General features: G+C 61.4%; 16 protein-coding genes and 4 tRNA genes. 9 read left to right on the forward strand and 11 right to left on the reverse strand.

All coding sequences use genetic code 11. The features are described from left to right. Positions 1-175: 175 nt before the first annotated feature. A complete protein-coding gene (gene rdgC / locus K0P33_RS11160) occupies positions 176-1,096 on the reverse strand; it encodes a recombination-associated protein RdgC (RefSeq protein ID WP_010567523.1) in 921 nt (306 codons plus the stop codon). 159 nt (positions 1,097-1,255) lie between these two features. Between rdgC and K0P33_RS11165 the strand changes: the two genes are divergently transcribed. Then, a tRNA-Val gene (locus K0P33_RS11165) sits at positions 1,256-1,331 on the forward strand. Between the two features lie 19 nt (positions 1,332-1,350). Further along, positions 1,351-1,427: transfer RNA gene (locus tag K0P33_RS11170), tRNA-Asp, on the forward strand. 143 nt (positions 1,428-1,570) lie between these two features. Here K0P33_RS11170 and K0P33_RS11175 read toward each other — a convergent pair. From K0P33_RS11175 to K0P33_RS11185, 3 genes are all read right to left on the reverse strand, one after another. Then, the gene (locus tag K0P33_RS11175) at positions 1,571-4,003 is read right to left on the reverse strand and encodes a TonB-dependent siderophore receptor (protein ID WP_277933790.1); all 2,433 of its coding nucleotides are present in this window, start codon (positions 4,001-4,003) and stop codon (positions 1,571-1,573) included. A 78-nt stretch (positions 4,004-4,081) separates the two neighbouring features. After that, positions 4,082-5,065 (reverse strand): FecR family protein, encoded by a 984-nt coding sequence (locus K0P33_RS11180; protein ID WP_242155239.1) that lies wholly within the window; start codon positions 5,063-5,065, stop codon positions 4,082-4,084. A 7-nt stretch (positions 5,066-5,072) separates the two neighbouring features. Beyond that, entirely contained in the window at positions 5,073-5,591 is a 519-nt protein-coding gene (locus K0P33_RS11185; RefSeq protein WP_242155242.1) for a sigma-70 family RNA polymerase sigma factor, read from the reverse strand. A gap of 200 nt (positions 5,592-5,791) precedes the next feature. Here K0P33_RS11185 and K0P33_RS11190 point away from each other — a divergent pair. Then, a tRNA-Val gene (locus tag K0P33_RS11190) sits at positions 5,792-5,867 on the forward strand. Between the two features lie 19 nt (positions 5,868-5,886). Beyond that, a tRNA-Asp gene (locus tag K0P33_RS11195) sits at positions 5,887-5,963 on the forward strand. 79 nt (positions 5,964-6,042) lie between these two features. Here K0P33_RS11195 and K0P33_RS11200 read toward each other — a convergent pair. Further along, positions 6,043-7,548 carry an MFS transporter gene (locus K0P33_RS11200; protein ID WP_242155244.1) on the reverse strand — a complete coding sequence of 502 codons (1,506 nt, stop codon included), beginning with the start codon at positions 7,546-7,548 and terminating at the stop codon, positions 6,043-6,045. A gap of 105 nt (positions 7,549-7,653) precedes the next feature. On the opposite strand from K0P33_RS11200, the gene K0P33_RS11205 reads away from it, so the two are divergent. After that, a complete protein-coding gene (locus K0P33_RS11205; RefSeq protein WP_094953573.1) occupies positions 7,654-8,577 on the forward strand; it encodes a LysR family transcriptional regulator in 924 nt (307 codons plus the stop codon). Here K0P33_RS11205 and K0P33_RS11210 read toward each other — a convergent pair. The 6 genes from K0P33_RS11210 to kdpF form a co-directional block, all read right to left on the reverse strand. Then, a complete protein-coding gene (locus K0P33_RS11210; protein ID WP_242155245.1) occupies positions 8,537-9,229 on the reverse strand; it encodes a response regulator in 693 nt (230 codons plus the stop codon). The genes K0P33_RS11205 and K0P33_RS11210 overlap by 41 nt on opposite strands. Continuing rightward, the gene (locus K0P33_RS11215) at positions 9,226-11,877 is read right to left on the reverse strand and encodes a sensor histidine kinase KdpD (RefSeq protein ID WP_242155246.1); all 2,652 of its coding nucleotides are present in this window, start codon (positions 11,875-11,877) and stop codon (positions 9,226-9,228) included. Before K0P33_RS11215 ends, K0P33_RS11210 begins: the two co-directional genes overlap by 4 nt. A 132-nt stretch (positions 11,878-12,009) precedes the next feature. After that, a complete protein-coding gene (gene kdpB, locus K0P33_RS11220; RefSeq protein ID WP_242155247.1) occupies positions 12,010-14,079 on the reverse strand; it encodes a potassium-transporting ATPase subunit KdpB in 2,070 nt (689 codons plus the stop codon). Between the two features lie 12 nt (positions 14,080-14,091). Then, positions 14,092-14,739, reverse strand: a complete 648-nt coding sequence (gene kdpC, locus K0P33_RS11225) for a K(+)-transporting ATPase subunit C (protein ID WP_094953569.1) — start codon at positions 14,737-14,739, stop codon at positions 14,092-14,094. 10 nt (positions 14,740-14,749) lie between these two features. Further along, positions 14,750-16,456, reverse strand: coding sequence for a potassium-transporting ATPase subunit KdpA (kdpA, locus tag K0P33_RS11230; protein WP_094953568.1), 1,707 nt, complete (start codon positions 16,454-16,456; stop codon positions 14,750-14,752). Between the two features lie 107 nt (positions 16,457-16,563). Next, complete coding sequence (gene kdpF, locus K0P33_RS11235; protein WP_053255293.1) at positions 16,564-16,662, reverse strand: K(+)-transporting ATPase subunit F; 99 nt, start codon at positions 16,660-16,662, stop codon at positions 16,564-16,566. Between the two features lie 732 nt (positions 16,663-17,394). On the opposite strand from kdpF, the gene K0P33_RS11240 reads away from it, so the two are divergent. From K0P33_RS11240 to K0P33_RS11255, 4 genes are all read left to right on the forward strand, one after another. Further along, positions 17,395-18,978 carry a BCCT family transporter gene (locus K0P33_RS11240; RefSeq protein ID WP_094952120.1) on the forward strand — a complete coding sequence of 528 codons (1,584 nt, stop codon included), beginning with the start codon at positions 17,395-17,397 and terminating at the stop codon, positions 18,976-18,978. 85 nt (positions 18,979-19,063) lie between these two features. Further along, a complete protein-coding gene (locus K0P33_RS11245; RefSeq protein ID WP_242155248.1) occupies positions 19,064-21,073 on the forward strand; it encodes a CocE/NonD family hydrolase in 2,010 nt (669 codons plus the stop codon). Positions 21,074-21,156: 83 nt separating this feature from the next. Further along, positions 21,157-22,092, forward strand: a complete 936-nt coding sequence (locus K0P33_RS11250; protein WP_094952118.1) for a LysR substrate-binding domain-containing protein — start codon at positions 21,157-21,159, stop codon at positions 22,090-22,092. Positions 22,093-22,107: 15 nt separating this feature from the next. After that, entirely contained in the window at positions 22,108-23,388 is a 1,281-nt protein-coding gene (locus K0P33_RS11255) for an MFS transporter (RefSeq protein ID WP_242155249.1), read from the forward strand. Positions 23,389-23,527 lie beyond the last annotated feature (139 nt).

Here is a 23,527-nt window from a genome sequence, read left to right on the forward strand (position 1 = left end):
CGGTAACGCCGATGCCTGCTTGGAAACCCAATCAAATGTGGGAGCGGGCGTGCGTAGGAGCTGGGCTTGCCCGCGATGCAGGCACCTCGGGCCTTGAGTTGTACCGAGATGATGCGATCGCAGGCAAGCCAGCTCCCACACACGCCGGCTCCCACATTTTGATCTTCACATGGCTTTAGATGCCTTGTGGGGTTTCTTCACCACCCAGTGCTTCGATCAGCGCCGGCAAGAACTCGCCGAACGTGAGCATCATCAGGGTAAAGCTGGCGTCCAGTTGGCCCAGGGCCTCGTCGCCGCCGTCCTGTTCTGCCTGGTCTTGCAGCAGGTCTTCGAACTTCAGGCGCTTGACGGTCATTTTGTCGTCGAGCATGAAGGACAACTTGTCCTGCCAGGCCAGGGACAATTGGGTCACGACTTTACCGGTGGTCAGGTGCAGCTGGATTTCTTCGCCGGTCAGGTCTTGGCGCTTGCAACGCACAATGCCGCCGTCTTCATGGGTGTCGCGCAGCTCGCATTCGTCGAGGACGAAGAAGTCATCGGCCGGCTTCTGGGTCGTGACCCAGTCGGTCATGATCGCGGTTGGCGCAGTTTTTACTGTGAGTGGGCGAACCGGCAGGGTGCCGATCACTTCACGCAGGGTCGACAGCAGGTCTTCGGCGCGCTTGGGGCTGGCCGAGTTGACCAGGATCAGACCCTGTTTCGGCGCGATGGCGGCGAAGGTCGACGAGCGACGAATAAAGGCGCGCGGCAGGAAGGCCTGGATGATTTCATCCTTGATCTGGTCGCGTTCCTTTTTATAGACCTTGCGCATTTGCTCGGCTTCGATCTCTTCGACTTTCTCTTTGAGTGCGTCACGCACCACGCTACCCGGCAGGATACGTTCTTCCTTGCGCGCGGCGATCAGCAGGAAGTCACCGCTGACGTGAACCAGGGGAGCGTCTTCACCTTTACCGAAAGGGGCGACGAAACCGTAAGTGGTCAACTCCTGGCTGGCACAAGGGCGCGCCAGTTTGGTGGCCATGGCCGCTTCCAACGCCTCGGCATCAACAGGCAGATCTTGGGTCAGGCGATAGATAAGCAGGTTCTTGAACCACATGGGGTGAGTCTCTCCTTTATACAAAGGGGGGCATTATTCTCTTGATATCGCCTGAGGCCAACCCTGCCTAAGCCATTGGAAGGGCTGAAAAAAAAGATTTAAGAAAGTGCTTGCCAGACCTAAGGTCGCTCCGTAGAATGCGCGCCACACCGAAACGAAGGGTGATTAGCTCAGCTGGGAGAGCATCTGCCTTACAAGCAGAGGGTCGGCGGTTCGATCCCGTCATCACCCACCATTCGCTTCATGTGTTACGCGCAGCGGTAGTTCAGTCGGTTAGAATACCGGCCTGTCACGCCGGGGGTCGCGGGTTCGAGTCCCGTCCGCTGCGCCATATTCGGTAACCTGGAATGCTGAACGCCAGGTCACCACAAGAAGCCCGCTCATTGAGCGGGCTTTTTGCTGTCTGGGGTTTGTAAAAACCCAAAAAACGCCGCCGATCATTTCCGATGATCGGCGGCGTTTTCTATGGGCGGATCAGAAATCCCAGCGCGTGGTGACCATCACATTGCGGGGTTCGCCATAAGCGGCAGAGTTATAGAAACCGATATTGGTGTAGTAGGACTTGTCGAAGATATTGTTGACGTTCAGCGTCGCCGACAGGTTCTTGGTGACCTGGTAGCGTGTCATCAGATCCACCAGCCAATAGGCGTCTTGGGAGAACTCTTCATAGCCTTTATGGGGCGTGTTGTAGATGTCTTGCCAGCCCACGCTCTGCCAGCGTACGCCGCCGCCGACGGTCAACTTGTCTAGGTTGCCCTTGAGTTTATAGGTGGTATAGAGCTTGGCCTGATCTTCAGGCTCGAAAGTGGAAATCTTTACGTCCTTGTCGTCGCGCACGATCTTGTGGGTGTACCCAGCCTGGAGTTGCCAGCCTGGGGCAATCTCGCCGGACACTTCCACTTCATAGCCCTTGGTCACCGCCTTGCTGCTCTTGTAGGCGTAGTTGGACGGTATTGGCGTCTGGTTGTTGTACGCGTCGTCGGAGAGCGCGCGATTGGATTCGTGGATTTCAAAGTATGCCGCGCTGGCGTTCAAGCGGCCGTCGAGGAAATCGGCTTTCAGGCCCAACTCCCAGTTCTGGCCCTCATCCGGCTCAAGCAGCTTGTTGTCGCGGTCGCGGTTGTAGTTCTCCTGCGGCATGAAGATATCGGTGTAGCTGGCGTAGACCGAGTAGGTATCGTTCAGGTCGTAGATGGCGCCCACATATGGCACGAATCGCCCGGATTCGCGGTAGCTCGGGTTGTTGCCGGTGACTTGGTAGTTGACCACGCGGCCGCCCAGCAGCAGCTTGAGGTCGTCGGCGAGGTTCAGGCGCGTGGTCATGTAGGCGCCAGTCTGGCGCACGGTGTCGTCGGTCAATGACTGTGCCTGGCCCCAATCCGGAATCGTGGCGTGGCCGTGCCAGTTATTGAAGTCGACGGTGTTCGGGGCGAGGTTCCAGTAGCCTTTGCCTTTCCATTGCGAGGCGCTGATAGAGCCGCCCAGCACCAGCTCGTGCTCGCGACCGCCAAGGCTGAACGGGCCGCTTACATACAGGTCGGCCGAGTCGCTGACGGTGTCGCCGGTGTACTTGCCGGAAGTGAGGTTTGCCGTGCCGTCCGGTTGGGGCTGGTCGCCCTGGATCGAGCCCATCAGCGCATGATAGCCATTGATCTTGTGGTCCAGTTGCAGCTTGCCGATCCAGCCATCACCCAAATCATGTTCCAGCATGGCGAACACCGTGCGGGTGTATTGCTCCCAACTGCTCCAGTCGGCAGCATTGTTGAACGAGCGCTTCGCACTGTTGCGATCGCCCTTGGAGTTGATCAACGGGAAACTGCCGGACCACGACGAGGCCGTCGGCAGGCTGTCTTGATAGTCGCCGCCTACGGTCAGCAAGGTTTCGGGTGACAGGTCGAACTCCATGATGCCGTAGTACGTCGGGCTCTTGCGCGAATAACGGTCCATGAACGAGCGCTTGTCCTGATAGGCCGCAACCGCGCGGCCACGCACATTGCCGCTGTCGGTCATTGGGCCGCTGACGTCCAGTTCACTGCGGTAGTTGTCCCACGAGCCCGCGCCGAGGGTGGCGTGACCCTGGAAGTCCGCGGTGGGTTTCTTGCGCACTAGGTTGATCGTCGCCCCCAGCGAACCGGCGCCGGTGAGCAGGCCGGTGGCGCCCTTGAGCACTTCGACGCGGTCGTAGATCGCCATGTCGCTCAGGGTATTGCCCGCTGAGTAGGCAACGTTACGCGCCGTCGAAGGAATGCCGTCGTACTGGAAGTTATTGATCGAAAAGCCTCGCGCATAATAGTTGCTGCGCTCGGTGTCGAAGGCCGACACCGTGATACCCGGCGTATGGCGCATCACGTCATCGACGTTGTTCAGGCCGAAATCATCCATGTGCTGGCGGGTGACCACGCTGACGGACTGCGGGGTTTGCTTGGGGGTCAGTATTAGCCGGGTGGAAGTGGCGATGGTGCCGGGCGTGTAGGAACCGGTGCCTTCGGTGACGTTGCCCAACTGGGTGGCGGTGACCGCGGTGGGGCCCAGCTCCATGGCGCCGTTGCTGGCAGTCGGGATGACGTGCAGCGCGTACCCTTGGGCGCCTTTGACGGCGCGATAACCACTGCCTTGCAGCAACCGATCAAACCCGTCCTGTGTGGCGTAGTTGCCTTTCAGGCCCGGGCCCTGGAGGCCTTCAAGTGCCTGGGATTGGAACACAATGGCCACGCCGGCCTGCTGGGCAAATCGGTTGAGCGAGGTGCCCAGCGGCCCGGCGGGGATGTCGTAGGTTTGGGCGGCGACGTTGACCGTGTCCGCCTGGGCAAGGTGTGTGCCCATCGCAGTCGCGGTGAAAAGGGCCAAGGAAAGCGGCGCACTTTTCAGTAGGCCGAAGCGTGCGCGTGGATCAGAAGGGGTGTACATGGACAGGGCAATCCTTTATGAGTCGAATTACCTTGCTTGACGGGTAACTGCAAAAAAACCGGAAGCAAATGCGAATAATTATTTATTGGACGTTGTTTCGGGGCTCACGACCATCAGCCACGGCGTGAAGCTGCGGACCTTGATCGGCAAGTTTTTTGCCAGCAATTGCAGGGCATGATCACTGTCATCCAGCGCAATTACCGCCGAAACCCGCAGGTTTTGCAGGGCTGCGCGATCAAATTGCAGGTGGCCGCTCCGATGGCGGGCGATTTCATCCAGCACCTCGGGCAGCGGCCGGTTTTCCACCACCAACTGATGGCGGCGCCAGGCTTCATTGATGCTGGCCGGGTCAATGCTGTCGCTCAGGCGTACCTCGTTCGAACTCATCAAGGCCCGGGAGCCGGCATCCACTTCCACGGTCTGTTGGCTGTTGGCACTGTGCGCCGCCACGCGTGACTGCAACATGCTCAGTACGGTGACATCACCCTCGCGCTTGACCACAAACCGCGTGCCCAGTGCGCGCAAGGTGCCTTGGGGAGTCTGCACGATAAATGGCCGCGCGCTGTCGTGGGCGACGTCCACCAGGATCTCGCCTTGCAGCAGTTCAATGCGTCGCTGCTGCTGATCGAAATGCAGGTTTGCCGCACTGGTGCCGTTCAAGGTCAGCGTCGAACCGTCCGCCAGTTGCAGGGTTTGCCACTGGCCAGGACCATTACGCACATCGGCCATCCACTGTTGCGGGTAAGGGCTGGTGAGCAGCGCGGCGGCAGGAATCGCCAGGCTGCACGCCAGCACCAGAGCGCGTAGGTTATGCTTGCTGCGTCGTGACGTCTGATGGGTAAACGCCGCGTTCAACGCTGCCCGCGCCGGTGATTTTTTCCCGCGCAGGGCCTGCATCCGTGAAATGACGGCTTCCATCCGTTCGGCCGCAGCCGCGTAGTGCGGGCCTTGTTGTTTCCAGCACTCGAAGGCCATGCGCTGAGCCTCGCTCAAATCACCTTCGTGCAGGCGCAGCATCCACTCGGCTGCTTGTTCCTCTATCTGTGAGTGGGTGTCGGACATGGGCGGGTCAGGTGTTCATGCTGTGGCCACAATGCACCAGCGCCCGGATCAGGTACTTACGCACGGTGCGTTCCGACAGCTTGAGCTGCCGGGCGATTTGCTGTTGGGTCAGCTCTTCGAGGTAATACAGCACAAACGCCTGGCGTGAATATTCGTGCATGCCTTCCAGGATAAACGCAATGTGCTCAAGCGCCTCGAGCGTGGTGTGGATTTGCTCTGGCGATTGGAACCCCTCAAGTACGTCTACCGTCAGTGCCAGTTCTTGCAGGTAAGCCTGTTCAATCTGTTTGCGCCGGGCCTGATCGATAAGCAGGCGCCGGGCAGTGGTACTCAAATACGCCCGCGGCTCGCGAATGCTCGCCACCGATTCGCGAGCATTTAGAATACGTGCAAAGGTGTCTTGCGCCAGATCAGCCGCATCCTGGCGGCAACCCAGCTTGCGCCGCAGCCAAGTGAGTAGCCAGCCGTGATGCTCGCTGTAGAGCAGGGTTATTTCCCGTTGAAATGGCGGTTCACCCACAGACATAAGCGTGGCTCAGGCGTTATTGAGAATGGTTTTTAATTGTGCGGCCAAGCGCTGGGTAAACGCAATAGACTCGCGTTTGAGGGCGAGAAGCCCCATTTTTCGGGGTGTGCGTCGTCCTGAAGAAATTATTTTAAATAAATTGCATTTAAATCAAGACATTGCGGATTTTTGGTGTATGATGCCGCCCACACCGAAACGAAGGGTGATTAGCTCAGCTGGGAGAGCATCTGCCTTACAAGCAGAGGGTCGGCGGTTCGATCCCGTCATCACCCACCATTCGCTTCAAGTGTTACGCGCAGCGGTAGTTCAGTCGGTTAGAATACCGGCCTGTCACGCCGGGGGTCGCGGGTTCGAGTCCCGTCCGCTGCGCCATATTCGGTAACCTGGAATGCTGAACGCCAGGTCATCACAAGAAGCCCGCTCATTGAGCGGGCTTTTTTTTGCCTGCGATTCAGCAGGGCGACTCAACGGCGCGCATCGGCGCGACATCGCGTCGGCCCAAGAACACACACACCACCACCGCCGTAAGCAAGGTGAGCCCGGCCAAAAATTGCAGCAACGTAGTAAACCCGGCGATGTAAGCCGTGCGCAGCACATCCAGTGGAATGTTCGTACTGGCGTGTCGGGCATCACCCATGACCAACTGCTGGGCAACCACTAAAACATCCTGAGCAGTACTCGCTGGTAGATGCTGCGCGATCAACGCGCTCAACACCGCCATGGTGATCGCCAGCGCTACACCTTCACTGGCGACCCGGGTTGTATTGAAAATCCCTGCCGCCATGCCTGCGCGTTCTTTTGGCACCACGCTGATTGCCAGGCCGTCCATCAAACCCCACGGCAACCCCGTACCCATCCCAATGACCAGCATCGCGGCCACAGCCTGCAGCGGCTGGCCGACCTCGACCCGGCTCAACCCGTACAGACCTGCTGCCGCGATCAGCAGGCCAATGGCACACAACACGCCGGGCGACAGCCAGCGCGTCAGCGTTGCGGCAATGATCGGCACCACCAGCATCGGGGCCGACAGCGCCAGCATCATCAAGCCTGCGTCAAATGCACTGGCGCCTTCCACACCGATAAACCGTAGCGGCAGCAGCACAATCAAGACGATGTAGCAGTAACAGGTGCCAATCGGCAGTAACTGCACGCCAAGAAAGCGCGCAAAGCGAAACAGCCGCAGGTCCAACATCGGTTGGCTTGCGCGGTTTTCAACCAGGATAAACGCCAGTAAAAACACCACCGTCGCCACCAGCAAAGAGAGGGTCGTGAAGGAGCTCCAACCCTGTTCCGGTGACAGGATCACCGCCGTGGTCAAGCTCACCAGCATGGCTGAAAACGTCAACACCCCGGCCACATCCAGGCGCAGTGCGTACGGGTCGCGGCTCTCACGCATTGTGGGCGCGGCAAATAATAGCGAGAGGCCTGCCAGCAAGGCGGTGGCGAGGAAAATCGCGCGCCAGCCCCATTGTTCGATCAGCCACCCCGACAGCAGCGGGCCAAACGCTAGGCCGGCGCCAAAGGTCGTGCCCAGCAGGCTGAAGGCGCGCGTTCTGGCATGGCCGTCAAATTCCTGGGCCAATGCCGCACAGCCGCTGGCTAATGCTGTCGCCGCTGCAACGCCTTGCACCCCGCGCAATATATCCAGCCAGAGTATGCCCGGCGCCACGGCCAACAGCAGGGAAACCAGGCTGAACAGCGCCATTCCCCACAAGAACAAACGCCTGCGCCCATAGCGGTCAGCGAGGGTGCCGGCGGCCATCAACAGGCTGGCGAAACTGAGCATGAATGCGTTGGTGATCCACGCCAGCTGTGTGGGATGGGCTGCGAAGGTTTGACCGATAAAGGGCGTGGCCACCGCGCCTCCGGTAAAACTCATGGGCAGCACCAGGGCCGCCAGGCAGATCGCGGCGGCGATCGCATAGCGGCCATGCGTGGAGTGGTTTGCTGCGTTCATGGGGAATGTCCCGTTGATCTATCGAGATAAAGACTCTAATTAGGATGTAATCATCGATAAACAGGCTTACATTCCGCTCATAGCGGACTAAAAGGATGCAATGACGTGGCGGACAATCTCAACGGTGTGGTCGCCTTCGTCAAAACGGCAGAAGCCCTCAGCTTTACCGGGGCTGCCCGGGCGATGGGTATTTCCGCTTCGGCGGTCGGCAAAAACGTCGCCAAGCTGGAGGCCGAACTGAAGGTGCGGCTGTTGCACCGCAGTACTCGCAAAGTCAGCCTCACCGCCGAGGGCCAGCTGTTCTATGAGCGCAGTCGCAAAATCCTCGATGACCTGCAGGACGCCCGCGCCATGCTCTCCCATGCCATGCAGGCACCGCGTGGCAAGCTGCGGGTCAGCCTGCCCACCATCGGCTATCGCTTCCTCTTTCCCCATATGCTCGCATTCAGGCAAGCCTATCCGGAGATTGAGTTGGAACTGGATTTCAACGACCACCTAGTGGACGTGATCGAGGAGGGTTTCGACGTGGTGATCCGCAGCGGCGGCCTGGCCGACTCGACGCTGATGGCGCGTAAGCTCGGGCCGTTCAGGTTTGTACTGTGTGCGTCCCCAACGTACCTGCGGGCTAATGGCCGCCCAGCAACCCTCAGTGATCTTGAACACCACCAATGCCTGCGTTATCGGTTCGCTACCACCGGCAAAATCATGGACTGGAGCTTATCCGCCAACCCGGCGATCACTCAGTTGCGCCTGCCCACCGCACTGACCTTGAACAATATGGAAGCCATGCTCAGGGCGGCGATTGATGGCCATGGCATTGCCTACGTGCCGGACTTTCTGGCCCGTGAGGCGCTGGCTCAAGCACAGTTGGAAACCGTGTTGGACGGGCACGCTGATGATCAGGGCCAGTTCTGGGCGCTGTGGCCGTCCAGTCGGCATCTGTCGCCAAAAATCCGCGTGTTTGTGGACTTTGCCGCCGAGCATCTGTTCACACCCCCATCAACCGGTAGCCCACCTGCAACTCGGTAATAAAATGCTGCGGTTGCGCCGGATCTGCTTCTAGTTTTTGCCGCAAGTGCGCCATGTGCACGCGCAAATAGTGCGCGCGATCCACGTAATCCAGGCCCCACACTTCCAGTAATAATTGACGGTGCGTCAGTACACGGCTCTGGCCGCGAATCATCGCGCAGAGCAAGCGGTACTCGATGGGCGTGAGGTGCACCGGCTGCCCCTGGCGCCATACCTCATGGGTTGCAAGGTCGACTTCAATCTCGCCAAACGCGACTTTGCTGGTGGCCGCCACGGCGCCGGTCTGCCCATGCCGGCGCAGTTGCGCGCGGATGCGGGCGAGCAACTCGGGCACGCCGAACGGCTTGGTCAGGTAGTCATCGGCCCCGGCGTCCAGGGCGGCGACTTTTTCTTCCTCGCGATCACGCGCCGACAGCACCAGAATCGGCACGGCCAGCCAGCCACGCAGTTCGCTGATCAGTTGCTTGCCATCGCCGTCCGGCAGGCCGAGGTCGACGATCACCAGGTCCGGTTGACGGCTGGCGGCATGGATCAGCGCACGTTTGACGCTGTCGGCCTCAAACACCTGAAAGCCTTCGTCTTGCAGGGCGATCCCGACGAAGCGGCGAATATTGGCTTCGTCTTCAACAATCAAAATGCGTGCAGTGCTCATAGGGCTTCCATAAGCGGCGGGGTGCCCGCCGGTAAGATAATGATGAAGTGCATGCCGCCCGCGTGGCCGGGGTTGGCTTCGATGCGCCCGCCATGGGCTTCAACGATGCGTTTGGCCAACGCCAGGCCCAGGCCGATGCCGGCGACGGACGATTCCTGCTGGCCGCGCGTGAAGGGTTCGAACAGATTGGCCGGGGCGCTGCCTGGGCCGTTGTCGCTGACCTCAAGCACGATGGTGTCGGCAACGGCGCGCGCCGCGACGGTAATGCGGGTGCCCGGCGGGGTGTACTTGGCGGCGTTGTCCAGCAGGTTGACCAGCACGCGCTCGATCAACAGCGCGTCGATTTCCACCAGCGGCAATTGCGGGTCCAGTGGGGTGTTTAGGCGGTGGCGCGCCAGTGGCTCACGCAGTTGGCGCAGCGCACTGCCGACGATTTCTTCCAGCGAATGCCATTGGCGGTTCAGGCGCACACCGCGTTCCTGCATGCGCGCCATGTCCAGCAGGTTTTCGATCAGCCGCTGCATGGAGGTGGCCTGTTCATGAATGCCAGTGAGCAATTCGGTTAGCGGACCGGGCGGGGCATGGGGCAGGGCGGTGTCGGCGGCGCCGATCAGTGTGGTCAGCGGTGTGCGCAGGTCGTGGGAAATCGCCGCGAGCAAGGTGTTGCGCATTTTCTCGCCTTCCATCTGTACCAGCGTGCTTTGCGCCACTTCGACGAAGTGCACGCGCTCCAGTGCAATCGCCAGTTGGCTCATGCAGGCTTCCAGCAGCCGGCGTTCCTGCGGGTCGCTCAAGCGTTCACTCTGCGCCAGTTCCAGCACCAGTACGCCGCGTACGCGCATCGGCGCTTTGAGCGGCCAGTAGCAGCCCTTGGCCGCCGATAAGGTGTCGGTGCCGTGGCCGGCGGCTTGGCCATGGTCGTAGGTCCATTGGGCGATGCTGTCGTCGATCGGCAACCCGCTGGCACTCACGCTGTGCACGCCATCGGCGGCATCCGGCAGCGCCAGGCCGACCCGCGCTTCGAACACGCCGCTGAAGGTGCGCAGGGCCACTTCACTGATTTGCTCCACGGTCAGCGCCGCCGACAGGTCGCGGGCCAGCCGCGCCAATGAGGTGGCGCGCCGTTCGCGGGCGGCGGCGGTGCGTGCTTCGTGGCGCAGGCGCGCGGTGAGTTGCCCGGTGATCAGGGCGATGCCGAGCATCAATGCAAAGGTGAAGAAATACTGGGTGTCATTGACGGTGAACGAGTAGCGCGGCTGCACGAAAAAGAAGTCGAAACACAGCACCGCGAGCATCGCCGCCCATACGCCGGGGCCGCGCCCTAAACGCAGGGCCACCAGCAGCACCGTGAGCAAAAACAGCATGACCACGTTGGCCAGGTCGAACACCTGCAGCAGCAGGGCGGCGACGGCACTGGCGGCGAAACACGCCAGGCTGGCCCACAGATACGCCAGCGTTGTACCGGCAGCCGGTGCAGTTTTTTCGATGAGCGGCGGCTTGCCCGGCAACAGCCCATGAGCAATCACGATCTGATCGATTTGCGGATGGTGCCGGCTGATCCGGTCGCTGACCGACTGGTGCCAGAACCGCCACGCCTGGCGCGGATGGTGGCCGAGCACCAGGCGATTGGCGTTGTGCTCGCGGGCGCAGGCGGCCAGCGCCTCGGCCACGTCCATGCCCGGCAGCGTTGCGGTGTCGGCGCCGAATTCGGCGGCCAATGCCAAGGTTTTCATCGCGGTCAGGTAGCGCCTGGCGCCGCGGCCTTGGTGCGCGGCCACGTGCACCACGATCCAGTCGGCTTCGAGTTTTTGCGCCAGGCGCGCCGCTTCGCGCACCAAACGCTCATCGCCGGCATCGCCCGCCACGCCAACCAGCAGCCGTTCGCGGGCCGGCCACAAGGTACTGATCGAGCGTTCACGGCGGTACACACGCATTTGCGTATCGACGCGGTCGGCCGTGCGGCGCAGCGCCAGCTCACGCAATGCCAACAGGTTGCCCTTGCGGAAAAAATGCCGCGAGGCGCGCTCCGCCTGTGGGCCCAGGTACACCTTGCCGTCCTTCAAGCGTTGCAGCAGATCATCGGGCGGCAGGTCGATCACCACCACTTCGTGGGCGTTATCGAACACATGATCCGGCACCGTTTCGCGTACGCGAATGCCGATGATCCCACTGACCAGATCATTCAGGCTTTCCAGGTGCTGGACGTTGAGGGTGGTCCACACATCAATGCCGGCGCTGAGCAGTTCTTCAACGTCTTGCCAGCGCTTGGGGTGGCGCGAACCGGGCACGTTGCTGTGGGCCAGTTCGTCCACCAACACCACGGCGGGGTGCCGGCGCAGGGCAGCATCGAGGTCGAATTCGCTGAGGGCGAACTCGCGGTGCAACAGGGCGGCACGGGGCAGTTGTTCCAGGCCGTCGAGCAGCTCGGCGGTCTCGGCGCGGCCATGGGTTTCCACCACGCCTGCAAGGACGTCACGGCCCAGGGCGACTTCGCGTTGTGCCGCCGCGAGCATGGCGCAGGTCTTGCCCACCCCGGCATTGGAGCCGAAGTAGATACGCAATTTGCCGCGCAAGGCGGCCTGTTCTTCCAGCTGTACCCGTGCCAGCAGGGCGTCGGGGTCGGGGCGGTCATCGTTTAATGCGGGCATGTCATTCCTGTTGAATACAACACATTTAACTGTGGGAGCTGGCTTGCCTGCGATGGCGGCGAGTCAGTCAGTACAGGGCTAGCTGACCCACCGCTATCGCAGGCAAGCCAGCTCCCACATTGGGCTTCGGTGCTACACGAGACCTAATCCGGTCAATAGCATGTCGATCAACTTGATCCCGGCGAACGGCACCAACACCCCGCCCAGGCCGTAGATCAGCAAGTTGCGGTTAAGCAACGCCGCCGCACCGATCGCGCGGTAGGTCACCCCGCGCAGCGCCAGCGGAATCAACGCGACAATGATCAGCGCGTTAAAAATCACCGCGCTGAGAATCGCCGAGTTGGGGCTGCTCAGGTGCATCACGTTCAACGCGCCGAGCTGCGGGTAGGTGGCAACAAACGCCGCCGGGATAATTGCGAAGTACTTCGCCACGTCATTCGCCACGCTGAAGGTGGTGAGGGCGCCACGAGTCATCAGCATCTGTTTGCCGACCTCGACCACTTCGATCAGCTTGGTCGGGTTGCTGTCGAGGTCGACCATGTTGCCGGCCTCTTTCGCCGCTTGGGTGCCGCTGTTCATCGCCACCGCCACGTCGGCCTGGGCCAGCGCCGGTGCGTCGTTGGTGCCGTCGCCGGTCATGGCCACCAGCTTGCCCTGGGCCTGGTAGTCGCGGATCAGTTGCAGCTTGTCTTCCGGGCGGGCCTCGGCGAGGAAGTCATCCACCCCGGCTTCCACCGCAATCGCGGCGGCGGTCAGGCGGTTGTCGCCGGTGATCATCACGGTCTTGATGCCCATGCGCCGCAGTTCGGCGAAGCGCTCCTTGATGCCGCCTTTGACCACGTCCTTGAGCTCTACCACGCCCAACGCTTTGGCACCGTCGCACACCACCAGCGGGGTGCTGCCGCGCCGTGACACTTCATCGACCTTGGCCTGCAACGCCGCCGGGAAACTCCCACCCTGGGCTTCGATATGGCTGCGAATCGCATCCGCCGCGCCTTTGCGAATCGCCCGGCCTTCGGGCAGGTCTACGCCGCTCATGCGGGTTTGCGCGGTGAAGTGCACAAAGCTTGCGCCCAGGGCGTTGATGTCCCGCGCGCGGATGTCGAATTTCTGTTTGGCCAGCACCACGATGCTGCGGCCTTCCGGGGTTTCATCCGCCAGCGACGCGAGCTGCGCGGCATCGGCCAGCTCGGCTTCTTTCACGCCCGGGGCTGGCAAAAAGCTGCTGGCCTGGCGATTGCCCAGAGTGATGGTGCCGGTCTTGTCCAGCAGCAACACGTCGACATCGCCCGCCGCCTCGACCGCACGGCCGGAGGTGGCGATGACGTTCGCCGACATCATCCGGCTCATGCCCGCCACGCCGATGGCCGAGAGCAGGCCGCCGATAGTGGTGGGGATCAGGCACACCAGCAATGCCACCAACACCGTGGCGCTGATCACGCTGCCGCTGCCGCTCATGGCCACGGCGAAAATCGAGTAAGGGCTGAGCGTGGCGATCACCAGCAGGAACAACAGGGTCAGGCCCACCAGTAAAATCGTCAGCGCGACTTCGTTGGGGGTCTTCTGGCGCTTGGCCGATTCAACCATCGAAATCATGCGGTCCAGGAACGATTCGCCGGGGTTGACGCTGATGCGCACCACCAGCCAATCCGACAGCACCCGCGTGCCGCCGGTGACCGAGGAAAAGTCGCCACCGGCCTCGCGAATCACCGGCGCCGATTCGCCAGTGATTGCGCTTTCATCCACCGAGGCCACGCCTTCAATCACCACGCCGTCCAGCGGCACCAGGTCGCCGGCTTCGATCAACACCACGTTGTCTTTGCGCAGCAGGCTGGCTTCCAGCGGCAACCAGGCCGCACCGTGGCGCGGCTGCTGCAGCAACTTGGCCAGGGTCTGGCGTTTCATGCCGCGCAGGCTGGCGGCCTGGGCGCGGCTGCGACCTTCGGCCAGGGCTTCGGCGAAGTTGGCGAACAGCACGGTGAACCACAACCACAAGGTGATGCTGAGGATAAAACCGCTGGGCGCTTCACCCTTGCCGCCCAGGGACTGGAACCACAGCAGAGTGGTGAGGATGCTGCCCAGGTACACCACGAACATCACCGGGTTTTTCCATTGGGCCTGGGGCAGCAGTTTCTTCAACGCATCGACGCCGGCGGTGAGCACGATGCGTCGGTCAAACAGGGGTAAACGAGCATTCTTCATGAGGGCAATCTCTTACTCACTGACCGCAATAGAGGGCTGACGTGCATCCAGCGCCAAGTTGAGTTGCAGCACGTTCACCCGTGGCTCGCCAAGCAAGCCGAGGGTGCGCGCGGCGGTGTGGTCGTTGAGCAGTTGCAGCAGCTCGGCTTCGGGGATGTGCCGCAGGCGCGCTACTCGGGCCAGTTGCAGCCGGGCGTTGACCACCGAGATATGTGGGTCGAGGCCCGATGCGGAGGCGGTGACTGCGTCCACTGGCACCTGGGCATCGGCGGCCAGGCCGTTGGCCTGGCGATAGGCCTTGGCCCGCGCCGCCACTTGGTCCAGCAGTTTCTGGCTGGTCGGACCCAAATTGCTGGCGCCGCTGGAACCGGCGTTGTACGGCTGCGAAATGCTTTTGCTCGGGTCTTGCGGATCGGCGCCAAGGGTCATGCTCGGGCGGCCCTGGAAGTACTCAGGCTTCGTGAAGTGTTGGCCGATCAACGCCGAGCCGATCACCAGCCCGTCGCGTTCAATCAGCGAGCCATTGGCCTGATACGGGAGCAACAGTTGCGCGGCCAGGGTGGTGAAGGCGGGGTACGCCAGCCCGGTCAGCAGCATGAAAAACACCGCCGACACCAGCACCGGACGTAGCAGCCCTTTGAATATCGATTGAGTCGTCATCAACATGTCCTTAGTTATACGTCTGGCCGGACAGCAACTGCAGTTGCTCCACCAGCGGGCCGAGCGCGAGCGCCGGCAAGAAGGTCAGGCCACCGACCACCAGCACCACGAACACCACCAGCAGCATGAACAGCGGGGTCGCGGTGGGGATGGTGCCGGCGCCGGCCGGTACGGTCTTTTTCATCGCCAGGGAACCAGCCACAGCGAGCATCGGCAGCATGGTGAAGAAGCGCCCGATCAACATTGCCAGGCCAATGGTGGTATTGAAAAACGGCGTGTTGGCGTTCAGCCCGGCAAACGCCGAACCGTTGTTGGCGGTGCCCGAGGTGTAGGCGTAGAGCACCTCGCTGAAACCGTGGGGGCCGAGGTTGTTGAGGCTGGCCAGGGTGTCCGGCCACAGGGCGGCGAGGGCGGTGAAACCGAGAATGCTGATGGGGTGCGCGAGCACCGAGAGCATCACCAGTTTCATCTCGCGGGCCTCGATTTTCTTGCCGAGGAATTCCGGGCTGCGGCCGATCATCATGCCCACCAGGAACACGGTGAGCAGCGCGTACTGGATCAGGTTGATAAAGCCCACGCCGTCACCGCCGAACACGCAGTTGAGCATCATCTGCGCCAGGGGCACGAAGCCGCCCATGGGCGTCAGCGAGTCATGCATGGTGTTGACTGAGCCGGTAGTGGCGGCGGTGGTGGTGGCGATAAACAGGCTGCTGTCGGCGATGCCAAAGCGCAATTCCTTGCCTTCCATGTTGCCGCCGCTTTGCTCGATCGACAGCGTCTGGTTGGCGCCGGCCTGGGTCAGCAGCGGGTTGCCGGTTTGCTCGGCGCCATACACTAGCGCGAGGAAGCCGATAAACATCACCAGGAAGGTGCCGAAAAACACCCAGCCCTGACGGCGTTGCACCAGCATGCTGCCAAAGGTGTAGGTCAGTGCCGACGGGATCAACAGCATGCTGAGGATGTGCAGGATGTTGGTCAGCGGCGTCGGGTTTTCGAACGGATGCGCGGCGTTCATGCTGAAGAAGCCGCCGCCGTTGGTGCCGATATGCTTGATCGATTCAAAGCTGGCGACTGCGCCGACAATCAACTGTTGCTGCGCGCCCTCAAGCGTCGTTGCCAAGGCTTGAGAGGCGAAGGTCTGCGGCATGCCTTGCCACACATACACCAGCGCCATGCCCACGCACAGCGGCAGCATCACCCGGTAAAGGGTGCGGGTGAAGTCGACCCAGAAGTTGCCGATATCGGCTGAGCTCGAACGGCTCAATCCACGAATAAAACCTGCCGCCGCGACCACGCCGGACGTGGCACCGACAAACATCAGAAAGGTGATGACCGCCATCTGGCTGAAGTTCGACAGGCTGGTTTCGCCCGAGTACGCCTGCCAGTTGGTGTTGGTAATAAAGGACGCGGCGGTGTTGAACGCCAGGTCCGGGGTTTGTGCGGCCAGCCCCAGCGGGTTGATGGGCATCACCGCCTGCAAACGCAGGACGATATAGCCGAGCAGCATCATTGCCGCGTTCGACAGCAGCAACGCTGAGCCATAGCGGGCCCAGCCCATGGTCTCTAACGGGTTGATGCCCAGCAGGCGATAGGTACCGCGTTCCGGCAGGGCGTGGTGGGTCCCGGTGAATACCCGGGTCAGCCACTTGCCCATCAGCACGGCGAGCGCGGTCATCAACCCCAGGACCAGCGCAAATTCCAGCAAAGTGCTTAACATGTCGTGGCTCCGTTCAAATCTTGCCCATGGCGACAATGGCCATGGCAGTCGCACTAAAGAACACCAGGGAGAGGCCCATAAACATCACGTCGTACATGGCGAGCTCCCTAGAACTTTTCGGCGCGAATGAGGGCGTAGCCCAAGTAAGCGAACAGCCCGACGGCACATAAACCGCTGGCGACATAAATGAAGGTCAGTGTGAGCACGGTGTAACTCCCCTTGTTGAATAAGCCGGCGAGGTTAAGCGCTTGGGTATCAAGCTCGGGCACTGATTACGGGGGGCGGTATTAAGACGGTATATAGATGGGTTTTTGCCGGGCGAACGAAAACAAGGGATAGCCCGGTGCTGGGGTATCCCTTGAAAGTCTGGGGTTCTGCTGATTTCGCTGATCAGCTTATTTGGCTTTCTTTTTCTTTTCGCCACGGGTGGCGAGGTGCTCGAAGCAAAACGCAGCGGTGCCGAAGAGCGCAATCATTGACAGGACGACCATGCCTAACGTTGAACTTTCCACGATGACTTCCTACGGGTGATTAGGGCAGGACGTGACGGTAGAGGGTGCGGGGTTAGTTGCTCAATAGAGGCGACGTAATCGTTATGGCGAATAGGCTATCTATACGCATTCTTTACGGATGATCAGCGATTTGGCGGTCACGGGCGCGCGCCCATTACGGATTAAGGCACCCGCGCGCTGCGCACTGTTCGGTAACTTGGAGCGCAATGCTCATAGCAGCGAAGATCAACTGAACTGTGCTGGGGCGTCATGACGTGGGGGAATACCCCCATGCTCATTGGTCAATTGCGCCACTTGCCGCTTAAACGGTTATCTATAGCCACGCGAAGACTTCCAGGCGGGCTTCCGGCAGCAGGACGCTGCAGTGCCCGCTCTCTAATAGCCTTTCGAGGCGATAAAAATAGTCTGCAAGGGGAATGGCAATCTATGAAATATCCTTTACGTGCGTGGGTGTTCTGGCCAACGTTTCTGATTCTGCTGGCGGCGGTGATCGCCAGCTACATTGACCTGAATGCATTCCTTGCGGTCAGCAAACAGCTCAACAGTGTGATCCTCAAGAACTTCTCGTGGCTGTTCAGTGCCGGCGCGTTTGCCATGGTGGTGTTGACCGCTATCGTCTATCTCTCGCCCCTGGGCACGGTGCGCATTGGAGGTAAAGACGCCCAGCCGTTGCTGAGCAAATGGCGTTGGTTCATGGTCGCGCTGTGCACCACGCTGGCGGTGGGTGTGTTGTTCTGGACCACCGCCGAGCCGCTCTATCACCTGTACGGGCCGCCCAGCAGCCTGCCGATCGAAGCGGGCAGCGGCGCCGCAAAAAGCTTCGCCATGTCGACGATGTTCCTGCATTGGACCCTCACGCCCTATGCCATTTACCTGGTGCCTTCGCTGGTGTTTGCGCTGGTGTTCTATAACCGTCGCAGTCATTTCTCCATCGGCGCCATGCTTGAGCCGCTGCTGGGTGAAGCACGGGTCAGGCGCTACGCAGGGCTGATCGACACCCTGGCGATGTTCGCCCTGGTGGCCGGCATGGCCTCGTCCCTGGGCACGGGCGCGCTGACCTTGTCGGGCGGCCTGAGCCAATACATCGGCGGTGAAACCACGCCTTTGCGCCTGGCGATCATCATCGCGATCATTGTGCTCACCTTTGTCGCCTCGGCGGCCAGCGGCTTACAGCGTGGCATCGTGAGGCTGTCGTCGTTGAACACCTGGATCATGCTGGCCCTGGGGCTGTTCGTGCTGCTGTGCGGGCCGACCCTGTACATGTTCAGCCTGGGTGTGGAATCACTGGGCGTTTACCTCGACACCTTTTTCAGCCGCAGCCTGTTCACCGGCACCGCCAGTGGCGACACCTGGCCGCAGAGCTGGACGGTGTTCTACTGGTCGGTGTGGTTTGCCTGGGCACCGGTGAGTGCGATGTTCCTTGGCAAGATCGGCCGTGGCTACACCGTGCGTGAGTTCATCCATATCAACATGCTGTACCCGGCATTGTTCACTGCGGTTTGGATTTGCATCTTCTCCGGCACCAGCCTGTACTTCGACGCCGTGGGCGAGGGCAGCCTCAACCGGGTGCTGAACGAGCAGGGCGTGGAGCACGTGCTGTACCAGATGTTCCAGCAATTGCCGGCCAGCGGCGTGATGATCGCGTTCCTGCTGTTTGTGGCGTTCATCACATTTGTGACGGCAGCGGACTCCAGCACCGATGTGATCGCTAACCTGTGCAGCAAAGGTGTGACCGCCGACTCCGACCTGGACGGCAACCCAATGTTGAAGATTGTGTGGGGCGTGATCATTGGCACGGTGTCGTGGGTGATGGTCGCCTTTGTCGGCATCGACGGGGTAAAAATGCTCTCCAACCTCGGTGGCTTACCCGGAATGATCCTGGTGCTGCTGGCCAGTACCTCGCTGATCTTCTGGCTGAAGGACCCGGCGCTGCTCGATGTGAAAAGCCTGCAGCCGGCCGCCGAGCCCGGCTCACTTGGTGCGAGCCCCGTTGCGGAATTTGCCCGCTAAAGCATGAATCCTGTGTGTCTCCCTGCGCGCTCCCTGCCGAGCGCAGGGGAGCCGTTTGTTCGCAATAAATGTGTTGGAGTTACCGATGAAAATCGTTACCGAATTTGCCTACAAGGTCCGTGAAATCGAGCATTGCCTGATCCCCCTGAAGGACGGCACCCAACTGGCCGCGCGCATCTGGCTGCCCGATATCGCCGGTGGGCAGACCTTCCCGGCAATCCTGGAATACCTGCCGTACCGCAAGCGCGACGGCACTGCGGTGCGCGATGCGCTGACCCATCCGTGGATGGCGGGCCAGGGCTATGTCTGTGTGCGCGTGGACATGCGTGGCAATGGCGAATCCCAGGGGCTGATGGCCGACGAATACCTGCTGCAGGAACAGGACGACGCCCTCGAAGTCATCGACTGGCTGTGCCAGCAACCTTGGTGCGACGGCAACGTCGGCATGATGGGCATCTCGTGGGGCGGCTTTAACGGCCTGCAAGTGGCGGCACGCCAGCCCGAGGCACTGAAGGCGATCATCACGCTGTGCTCCACCGATGACCGGTATGCCGACGACATCCACTACAAAGGCGGCAACCTGCTGATGGAGAACTTCGGCTGGGCCGCGACCATGCTCAACTTCAGCGCTGCGGTGCCCGACCCGGTGCTGGTCGGCGACGCCTGGAAAACCCTCTGGCAGCAACGCCTGGACGCCATGCCGCTGCTCGCCGAAACCTGGCTGCATCACCAGACCCGCGATGACTACTGGCGCCACGGTTCGGTGTGCGAGGACTACTCGAAGATCAAGGCGGCGGTCTACGCCGTGGGCGGCTGGGGCGATGCCTACCGCAACACGGTGTCGCGCATGATGGAGCACTTGCCGGGGCCGAAGAAAGCCATGATCGGCCCGTGGATTCACAAGTATCCGCATTTCGCCGTGCCCAATCCGGCCATCGGCTTCCTGCAAGAAGCAAAAAGATGGTGGGATCACTGGCTGAAGGGCATCGAAAATGGGGTGATGGATGACGCTGCCTGCACTTTTTACCTACAGGACATTCTGTCGCCGAAGGGCAGTTATGCTGAGCGGCCGGGCATCTGGGTGCAGACGTCCGGGTGGCCGGACCCGCAGTTGCAGTGGACCGATTTCAGCCTCGATGAGCGCGGCCTCAACCCCGGCAACCAGGCGCTGGTCGCTGCGCGCAGCATTTGTTCGCCGCTGACCACCGGCCTGCATCAGGGCGAATACTGCGCCATCTGGTTTGGCCCTGACGGGCCGACGGACCAGCGCCGCGATGATGCCCACTCGCTGTGCTTCGACTCCCCGCCGCTGACCGAAACCCTGGCGCTGTTGGGGGATGCGCGCCTCACGCTGCGCCTGGCCAGTGACACCGCCTGTGGGCAATTGGTGGCGCGACTGAATGCGGTGGCGCCGGATGGGCAAGTCACGCAGATCAGTTACGGCGTGCTGAATCTCAATCTTCGCGAAGACTTTTCCCGCGTCACGCCGGTTGTGCCAGGCGAACCGATGGACGTGCACCTGAACCTGGACCATATCGGCATGCGCCTGCCCGCCGGTTATCGTTTGCGCTTGGCCCTGAGTACCGCCAGTTTCCCGTTGCTGTGGCCGAGCCGCGAGCTGACCACCCTGACCCTGCTGCCGAGCCTGCAACGCCTGCAACTGCCGATCTTTACCGGCGATGCAGTGGCATGCCCATTCGATGCGCCGCAAGCGGCAACCCCGGCTGCGCTGGAAGTCCTGCGTGCCGCCGCGCCGAAACGCACCTTGATCGAAGACGTGGGCAGTGGCGAAGTCTGTGTGAAGATCGAGGACGACCTCGGCGCGGTGCGCTTTACCGATCATGGCTTATCTGTAGATCAGCGCTGCACCGAGCAATACCGCACGTTGCCTTGGGACCCGCTGTCGACCCGTGCCGATATCCACTGGCATTACCGTGTCAGCCGCGATGCCTGGGCCGTGGAGGTGGAAAGCAGCCTGAGCGTGCACGCCGACGCCGAGTGGTTCTACGTGGAAGCGGAACAGACGGCCTGGGAAAATGGCCAGCTGGAACATCGTCGGCAATGGAGCAAACGCGTGGCCAGGGTCGCGCTGTGAGTAAGCAACTGGCAGGATGCTTGCCAACGTGATCTCCACGGGCCTGGGTAAACCTGGGCCCGTTTCTGCTATTGGGGCTATTCATGTCGCGCCGAAACGTCGATCTTCCGCCGCTCAACTGCTTGCAGACCTTCGAAGCGGCTGCCCGCCATTTGAGTTTTACCCAGGCTGCCCATGAACTGAACTTGACCCAAAGCGCAGTCAGCCGACAGGTCAAGCGCCTGGAAGAAGACCTGGCCCGCCCGCTGTTTTACCGGCTGGCACTGGGGCTGAGCCTGACGCCAGCGGGGCTGCGCTACTTTCGCACCGTGCAGCGCCTGTTGCGCGAACTCGACCGTGAGTCCGCCGAGTTGCGCCGTCGCGGTGCCGACCGCCAGTTGACCCTGGCCAGTACGCCCACCATCAGTACCATCTGGCTTGCTGGCCTGCTGCCGCAATTTCAGCGCGAGCACCCAGACCTGGATATCCGCATTCTGTGCAGCGAAAGCCCCAGCCATTTGGATGTGAATGAATATGACCTGGGCTTGTTCTATCACCTCGATGAGCTGCCGCCGCCCCTCGGCCTGGAGTTATCGCCGGTATTCGACAGCGAGCAGGTGATTACCGTGTGCAGCCCTGGCTATATCGAGCGTCACGGGCCGATTCACGACCTGCAACACTTGCTTCACGCCCACACCTTGCTGATCGTTGAGGACCATCACAACGACTGGCTGACCTGGACCGACTGGTTTGCCGATGTCGGTGCCCAGTACCACACCCCGCGCCATGCGCTGCGCACCAACAGCTATCAACTGTTGATGCAGTCGGCGGTCATGGGGCACGGCGTCGCCCTGGGCTGGAAGAGCCTGCTGGCGGGTGAACTGGCCGCCGGGCGCCTGCAAATGGCCCTGCCGCACACCCTGCACAGCCGTGGCCGCCTGCACTTGATGCAACCTCATCACCGCAACCCGCCGTCGGCGGCGCGCAGTTTTCGCCAATGGTTGCTGGCTCACACCAGCCGCTTGAATGCCTCCCCTTAACCACCGACTGTTCTCATGAGCCTGACATTCCTGACCTTTCCTGCGCTGTACAGCGCCACCATCTTGATGCTCACCGGCAACGGGCTGTTTTTCAGTTTTATCGGCCTGCGCCTGAGCAGCCAGGGCATCAACGAGGTGTGGATCGGCGCGCTGACGGCGGCGTATTACGCCGGCATGGTCTGCGGCGCCAAGTTCGGTCACTGCATGATTGCCGGCGTCGGGCATGTGCGCTCGTATGTGGCGTGTGCCGGGGCCGCCACCATCATCGTGTTGCTGCATGTGCTGTTCGAGCAGTTGGAGTTCTGGCTGGTGCTGCGGTTTGTGATGGGCCTGGTGATGATGAACCAATACATGGTCATCGAAAGCTGGCTGAACGAGCAGGCGGAAAACAACCAGCGCGGTGCGGTATTTGCCGGCTACATGGTGGCGGTGTCTTTGGGCCTGATGCTGGGGCAGGGCGTGTTGATCTGGCGCCCGGAGCTGGACTTTAAACCCCTGGTGATCGTCGCGATCTGCTTTGCCGCCTGCCTGTTGCCGGTGACCATGACCCGGCGCCTGCACCCGGCCAAGCTGGTGGCAGCGCCGCTGGAAGTGGGGTTTTTCTGGCAACGGGTGCCCCAGGCGCTGACCACGGTATTTGTGACGGGCCTTATGATCGGCGCGTTTTATGCGCTGGCCCCGGTATTCGCCACGCGCAACGGCCTGAGCACCGCCCAGGCGAGTACCTTTGTCGCGGTGTCGATCTTTGCCGGGCTGTGTGGCCAGTGGCCGATAGGCTGGCTGTCGGACCGCATCGATCGCTCGCGGCTGATTCGCGCCTGCGCATTGGCCTTGGGCCTGGTGGTGATTCCGCTGTGGGGGCTGGTGCAACTGCCGTATACCTTGTTGCTGGTGTTCGGCTTTCTCAGCGGTTTGCTGCTGTTCACCCTTTACCCGCTGGCGGTGGCGCTGGCCAATGACAACGTCGAACAGCCCCGGCGTGTGCCCTTGAGTGCCATGATGCTCGCCACCCACGGCATCGGTGCCAGCCTGGGCCCGATGCTCAGCGGCGCGCTGATGAACAGCTACGGGCATGGCGCGTTTTACATGCTGTTTTCGGCCTGTGCGCTGTTGCTGATCTGGCGTGTGCAACCCAAGAAGGTCACGGGTGAATACCTTGTCGAAGGGGCGCCGCTGCACCACGTGGCCATGCCCGAACATCCGATGGGGGGCATGGCGGTGGTACTCGACCCTCGGGTGGACGAAATTCCCGAGGAACTGGTGATCAACGACCCCGCGCCCGAGAGCAAGCCGTGAAGGCTGCTTGGCTTGATAGCTATTTGGCTTTTTTCTTGCGCGGCTGGCGCGTAGCCAAGTGCTCGAAGCAAAACGCGGCGGTGCCGAATACGGCGATAACGGTCAGTACGAGCATGCCGAGGGTTGAGCTTTCCACGGT

The organism is Pseudomonas sp. ArH3a, assembly GCF_022648765.1.
Taxonomy (GTDB): Bacteria; Pseudomonadota; Gammaproteobacteria; order Pseudomonadales; family Pseudomonadaceae; genus Aquipseudomonas.

Bases quoted from the DNA above. Each gene is read 5' to 3' on its own strand.
- rdgC (WP_010567523.1), bottom strand. From the start codon at position 1,096: ATGTGGTTCAAGAACCTGCTTATCTATCGCCTGACCCAAGATCTGCCT.
- K0P33_RS11175 (WP_277933790.1), bottom strand. From the start codon at position 4,003: ATGTACACCCCTTCTGATCCACGCGCACGCTTCGGCCTACTGAAAAGT.
- K0P33_RS11180 (WP_242155239.1), bottom strand. From the start codon at position 5,065: ATGTCCGACACCCACTCACAGATAGAGGAACAAGCAGCCGAGTGGATG.
- K0P33_RS11185 (WP_242155242.1), bottom strand. From the start codon at position 5,591: ATGTCTGTGGGTGAACCGCCATTTCAACGGGAAATAACCCTGCTCTAC.
- K0P33_RS11200 (WP_242155244.1), bottom strand. From the start codon at position 7,548: ATGAACGCAGCAAACCACTCCACGCATGGCCGCTATGCGATCGCCGCC.
- K0P33_RS11210 (WP_242155245.1), bottom strand. From the start codon at position 9,229: ATGAGCACTGCACGCATTTTGATTGTTGAAGACGAAGCCAATATTCGC.
- K0P33_RS11215 (WP_242155246.1), bottom strand. From the start codon at position 11,877: ATGCCCGCATTAAACGATGACCGCCCCGACCCCGACGCCCTGCTGGCA.
- kdpB (WP_242155247.1), bottom strand. From the start codon at position 14,079: ATGAAGAATGCTCGTTTACCCCTGTTTGACCGACGCATCGTGCTCACC.
- kdpC (WP_094953569.1), bottom strand. From the start codon at position 14,739: ATGACGACTCAATCGATATTCAAAGGGCTGCTACGTCCGGTGCTGGTG.
- kdpA (WP_094953568.1), bottom strand. From the start codon at position 16,456: ATGTTAAGCACTTTGCTGGAATTTGCGCTGGTCCTGGGGTTGATGACC.
- K0P33_RS11240 (WP_094952120.1), top strand. From the start codon at position 17,395: ATGAAATATCCTTTACGTGCGTGGGTGTTCTGGCCAACGTTTCTGATT.
- K0P33_RS11245 (WP_242155248.1), top strand. From the start codon at position 19,064: ATGAAAATCGTTACCGAATTTGCCTACAAGGTCCGTGAAATCGAGCAT.
- K0P33_RS11250 (WP_094952118.1), top strand. From the start codon at position 21,157: ATGTCGCGCCGAAACGTCGATCTTCCGCCGCTCAACTGCTTGCAGACC.
- K0P33_RS11255 (WP_242155249.1), top strand. From the start codon at position 22,108: ATGAGCCTGACATTCCTGACCTTTCCTGCGCTGTACAGCGCCACCATC.